General features: G+C 64.8%; 4 protein-coding genes. 1 reads left to right on the top strand and 3 read right to left on the bottom strand.

The features are described 5' to 3' along the window. Positions 1–209 precede the first annotated feature (209 nt). The 3 genes from AC1P6P_RS08850 to AC1P6P_RS08840 form a co-directional block, all read right to left on the bottom strand. Positions 210–1,490, bottom strand: coding sequence for a M18 family aminopeptidase (locus AC1P6P_RS08850; RefSeq protein ID WP_481402075.1), 1,281 nt, complete (start codon positions 1,488–1,490; stop codon positions 210–212). A 72-nt stretch (positions 1,491–1,562) separates the two neighbouring features. Further along, on the bottom strand, positions 1,563–2,855 hold the full coding sequence (locus AC1P6P_RS08845; RefSeq protein ID WP_481402074.1) for a NupC/NupG family nucleoside CNT transporter: 1,293 nt from the start codon (positions 2,853–2,855) through the stop codon (positions 1,563–1,565). A gap of 290 nt (positions 2,856–3,145) precedes the next feature. Then, positions 3,146–4,837, bottom strand: coding sequence for a RyR domain-containing protein (locus tag AC1P6P_RS08840; protein ID WP_481402073.1), 1,692 nt, complete (start codon positions 4,835–4,837; stop codon positions 3,146–3,148). Between the two features lie 155 nt (positions 4,838–4,992). Between AC1P6P_RS08840 and AC1P6P_RS08835 the strand changes: the two genes are divergently transcribed. Next, positions 4,993–5,181 carry a hypothetical protein gene (locus tag AC1P6P_RS08835; RefSeq protein WP_481402072.1) on the top strand — a complete coding sequence of 63 codons (189 nt, stop codon included), beginning with the start codon at positions 4,993–4,995 and terminating at the stop codon, positions 5,179–5,181. Positions 5,182–5,558: the final 377 nt, after the last annotated feature.

Raw genomic sequence — 5,558 nt, 5'->3', positions numbered from 1 at the left:
ATCTTTCCACCCCCGCTGTTTCGGCGGCGTGCCACCGTCATGATTTGAGCATCGCGGGGGAGGAAAGAATGATCTCGCTTGAACGTCCGATGCTCTAGTCCAAGAAAACTACGGTGCCGCGCTGTTGGCGATGTGCGCGCGCCAGCACCTGGGTCCCCGGTCGACGCTCCGCCGCTTCGCGCCTCGCTTGGCGGGGATGATAGTTTTGGTTAAATCCCCAACGGCTCGCGCGAGGCGAACAGCGCGGCGAAGGCGCGGATCGAGGCATCCAAATCTGACGTGCCGGCGAGTTCGCGAATGGAATGCATCGCCAGCATCGGGGCACCGACGTCGATGCCGGCGATACCCAATCCCGCGGTCGCCATCGGGCCGATCGAGGAGCCGCGGCCGTGGTCGCAGCGATAGCGGAAGCGCTGCAGTGGCACGCCGGCCTCTTCGCACACCTTGAAGAACCACGCCTCTGCCGCCGGGCCGATGGCGTAATTGCCTTGCACGCCGGTTTTGACCGCAAGACCCTTGTTGAGCGCGGGCACGGTGGCCGGATCGGTCGCGGTCGTGAACGAAGGATGCTCGGCGTGGGCCATGTCGGCGCTGACGATCAGCGAGCGGGCCTTGGCGCGCCACACCTCTTCCGAGCCGCCGCCGACGATACGGTCGACCACGCTCTCGACGAAATTGGAACGGGCGCCGGTGTAGGTCTGGCTGCCGATCTCCTCGGCATCATAAACGATGGCGCCGAGCGTCGCTTCGGCTGGCGCGCTCTCCATCAGCGCGGCGAGCGCGGTGTAGGCGCTGAACAGATTGTCGAGCCGCGGCGCACTGATGAGTTCGCCTTCGGCCCCCAGCCGCATCGCCGGCGCCGCATCGCCCAGGCTGAGATCGATCGACAGGATCGGGCCGGGATCGGAGCCCAGCGCCTCGGCAATCGCGCCCTTGACCAGATCGAAGCCGGGCTGGCCCTGGCCCACGAACACCGCAAGGTCCTTTTCGCGATCGAGGGTGAAGCTGTCGCTGCCCTTATCGGCCTTCAGATGAATGGCGAGCGACACCAGCCGCACCGGCAGATTCTTCAAATCGACGAGATGGCGCGTGATCGCCGCGCCGCCGCACCACACCGCCCCGGCGACCTTCAACTCGCGGTCGAACCAGGTGTTGAGCAGCGGGCCGCCATAAACCTCGGCGGTCAGCAGGCGCACGCCTTTGGCGTCCAGATCGGGGCGCGGACGCAGCTTCAACACCGGGCTGTCGCTATGGGCGGCGACGAAGCGGAACCCCGCCTCGGCCGCAGGCGCCGAGCCATGGCGCCAAGCGATCAGCGATTTGCCGCCGCGCACGACAAAATACGCCCCGCCCGGCTTCAAGGCCCAGCGGTCGGCCTCAGCCAGCGGCGCAAAACCGGCGGCCGTCAGCCGCGACACCGCCGCGGCAATGGCGTGATAGGGCGACGGCGAGGCATCGATATAGGCGAGGAACTTGTCGGCGTGCGGCATGGCGAACCCAAAAAATGGAAACGGGCGGCATTGTACCAGCCGCCCGTGCCTATGCCACCCTGAGAATGCCCGCTACTTCGGCATCAGGATCGCGGTCGGAATGGCGCCGACGATGGCGGCGCTCATGCAGGTGGCGAAGAAGCCCGCCAGCATCGCCTTGCCCACCATCTTGATGATCTCCTCGCGCCGCTCCGGAAGCAGCACCGAATAGCCAGCGAGGTTGATGCCGACCGACGCGACATTGGCGAAGCCGCATAGCGCATAGGTCATGATCACCCGGGTGCGCTCGGTCATCTCCGCCGCCGGAATGGCACCGAGTTTGATGAAGGCGGTAAACTCGGTCAGCATCATCTTGGTGCCGAGGAGCTGGCCCGCCGCCAGGATTTCGTTTTGCTGGATGCCAAGGCACCACGCCACCGGCGCAAAAACGTAACCGAGGATGCGCTCGACGCTGACCGGAGCGCCGCCGACATGCGGCAGGATGCCAAACATGCCGTTGACCATCGCCACCAGCGCCACGAACACGATCAGGCAGGCCGCGACGTTGACCGCGATCTGCATACCGTCGTTGATGCCCTTCATGATGGCATCCATCGACGAACTGTAGGTGCGGTCGGTCAGCGCGACCTTCTCCTGCTCGGCTTCGGCCTTGGGATCGCGCGGCACCAGAATGCGCGCCAAGAGAATGCCGGCCGGCGCCGAAATAATGGAAGCGGTCAAGACGTGCGCCGCAGCGCCCTTCAAGACGCCCGACAGGATGGTGACGTACGCCACCATGGTCGAGCCCGACACGCAGGCCATGCCGACGGTGATCAGGAGGAACAGCTCGGACCGCGTCAGCCGGTTGAGATAGGCGCGGATCATGATCGGGCCTTCGACCTGACCCATGAAGATGGTGGCGGCAGCGGCCAGCGCGGTCGGTCCGCGAAGGCCCATGGTGCGCGAGAACAAGAAGCCGAATGCGCGGGTGATCCACTTCAGGATGCCCCAATGCCACAGCAGCGCGGCCAGCGTGCACACCACCAGGATCACCGGCAGGACGCGGAAGCCGAACACGAACAGGGCGCCCTCGTTGGTCATCGGATAGGGCTGGGTGCCCATCCCGCTGAGGAACCCGAAGACGAAGGCGACGCCGGTCTGGGTCGACTTGGCCAGCCCATCGAACACGGCGCCGAAATTGGTCAAGCCGGCGCGGATCGCCGGGACGCCGAACAGCGCCAGCACCAGCGCCACCTGGACGCCGATGGCGCCGATCACCAACAGGAACGGAAAGCGCCGGCGGTTCTCCGAGAACAGCCAGCAGAACAACAGGATGAGGACGACGCCGGCAACGCTTTGAAGGTTGAGCAGACTCATCACGCCCATAACGCCCCCTGTCACAAAATCGCCCGCGTCAGACACCTGCGAAACACTCCGCCGTCAACCGCCTTTATGACGCGGCGCCCGCTTCCCCGCCCCCGCCCTCGCCCGCAACCGCGCCGTCAAGCCGCGGAAAAGACCCGGCTTTCCGGCCCCAGACAAGCGGGGCGGCAGTCCGAAGAAGTGGTGGATCGGGGCGAACCAAGCCCACCCGCCGGCGCAGGTAATAGCGAAAATTCCCGTTATCCTTGTTGCCCCGCGCCGCAATGGCCCCGCCCGCACCGGTGCGCCGATCTTTATCCTGGAGAGGGCAGTCGCCTTAGGCTCCCGCTTCCCCGCGTCAGGATCTTTTGCAGCTGAACGATCGATTGGCGGTCGTAGCCTTTCTTCTCTTCGGTCAGCTGATCGAAGGGCTTGAGGTCGGTGTGATGCTTGCGCCGGTTATCGCGCGTTTCAGCATAGCGCCAGCCGCTGAGGCGTCGATCGGCGACCCAGCGTTCGTGTTCCAGTTCCGCCAGCCGCTCGAGCTCGGCATCATTGCCGTACAACGCCTCGTGCGGCGCCAGCGCCGGCAAGCTCTTTAAGATGTCGTGATCGCCCATCCACGACCGCAGATCGAAGCCGGCATCGAACAGCTTGGCAGGAATGTGCGCCACAACGCGACGATTGGAGACGCGGTAGTCTTCGGGCAATTCCTCCCATTTCTTGCAGGCCGGAGCGTCGCCCGATGCGATCTCCAGATAGGCCTCGTGAAATCGGCGCTCCGGCAGACCGTTCTGCTTCGTCAGAAAACCGCTCGCCGCGATGAGGTCGTCGGTGGTACCGAAGAGAACGAGATGGTTGGCCTCGAGGGCGCTGCCGGACGGCGGCCGCTGGACCATCTGGCTGCCATCGATGGCGAAGACCGGCGGCGGAAACGCGGCTTCACGCGCCTGGGCGACAAACGACAATGCCGCCGAAAGCGCATGGCGGTCGTCGCGATACAAGACGTAAACCGCCGTCACCGGCGCGACCGCACTGATCCGCGCAATGTCGGCCGCGAACGTCGCGTTGCGGTCGAGATAACCGGCCGGCAACAGGTGGATGTCCGCTTCGGCCTCGATTTCCGGATAGCGCCGCACCAATTTTTCCCGCAAGCCATCGGGATCGGCACATAGCGCCGTGAACATCAGCTTGCCGAAGGTCAGCGTGCGCGCCGTCAGGATCATCTCGCCGATCAGCGCTTCCAGCCAATTCTCGTCGCCCAGCAGAAGCGCATGAATGCGCTGCTGCCCCGCATCCTTGGCCATGAGAAAGGGCGGATAGCGGCGCACCACGAACCGCGCCGCCAGACCCGGCTCGGAAAAGGCGCTGAGGAATTCGGCACCGGGCAGATTGCGCAGGCTTTCGGCCAGCCACGCATCGCGGGCGCGCACACAGACCTGGGTATCGGGATATTCCTTGCGCGCCGCAAGGGCAACGTCGACCGCGTTGCGGTCGTCGGCGGGCGCCACAACGATGGCACTGGCCTTTTTGGCGCCGATCCACGACAGCGCCCGCATGTCGATCCCCGAAAAGGGCAATCGGATAAGCCCATGGCTGACATGAATGTCGTCGCTGATGCTGCGCAAATGGATCACGGAGGTGTTGGGCGCCTCGCTCAGGCTGTCGGCAAAGGCGCTGTCGCCGATCACGATCAGATGGTGGCGTTTGAAGGCGGCGCCGATCCGGTAAAGACTCTTGCGGAACAATCCCAGAAACAGGATCACCACCACCAACGGCTCGACGACGAGACCGAGAAAGCGCGCCACTTCCAGCGGCAGATCGCCGGGATGCTTGGCGCCGATCTCTTCATACGCCACGCCGGCATCGATGCTGGTGAAGGCGAGATAGATCGCGTCGGTCAACGGCGCGTGCGCGTTGCGCCAGCCGTAAAAGGCGGTTCCGATGGCGGCGATCGACAACAGCGCCAACACCAGCAACAGCCGCAGGCTCGGCTTATGTTCCATGGCTCAGTTCTTCCCCTCGATCGAAGAATGGTGCGAGGCCACCCCCGTCTTGTCGGGGCATCCGAGCGAGATTTGGCCGGATCGCTCGCGCCGCGCGGGTCGCGCACGCTTTGCCGGCGCAGGAGATAGCAGGGAGGATTGCGGGCAGACGCGGCATGGCGAGCGCAGCAGGGCAAGCGGTGAAATGTTCAGCGCAGAAAAAACGCCCCGCCATGATGAGCCAAACCGGTCACCATCACACCAGTAAAAAGCGCACGGGGGACACGGCCGGAAAGTCCAACATGATACTAACCGGCAAACGCAATGAGGCCATTACAGCACGTTCGGTGAAGACCATCGCGTGATCCGCGCGCGCCGTTGCGACGCCGTCCTGCCGAACGTCATCCGGCAAGTCATCGGCCCGGCGCAGCTTTCTAGGAAGGCCGTCTCAGCGCCATACTGCGGAAAGGAAAGTGGTGGATCAGGGAGGTGGATGCGAACCACCCTCTCCTGGCGACCGGCGAATCCCCAGCACGGTTCGTATGGACTGCATGGGCGGCATGGATACCGCCTTGGACCGAAGCGCCTGGGACCCCGCCAAGCCCTGGCGTCGCCCGCAAGCCCCGGTATATCCTAGACCTTTCGGGATTAGCCCGCCGACCCGCACGGGCCCCGGCAGGGCGGCCTGCTAACAATGATCTTTTGCCATGGGGCACTCGGCGTCGCCAGGTTCAGACCGAGG

The organism is Rhizomicrobium sp. (assembly GCF_056722145.1).
Note: the sequence above shows the minus strand (reverse complement) of the source record. Positions and strands in the feature narration are given on the sequence as shown.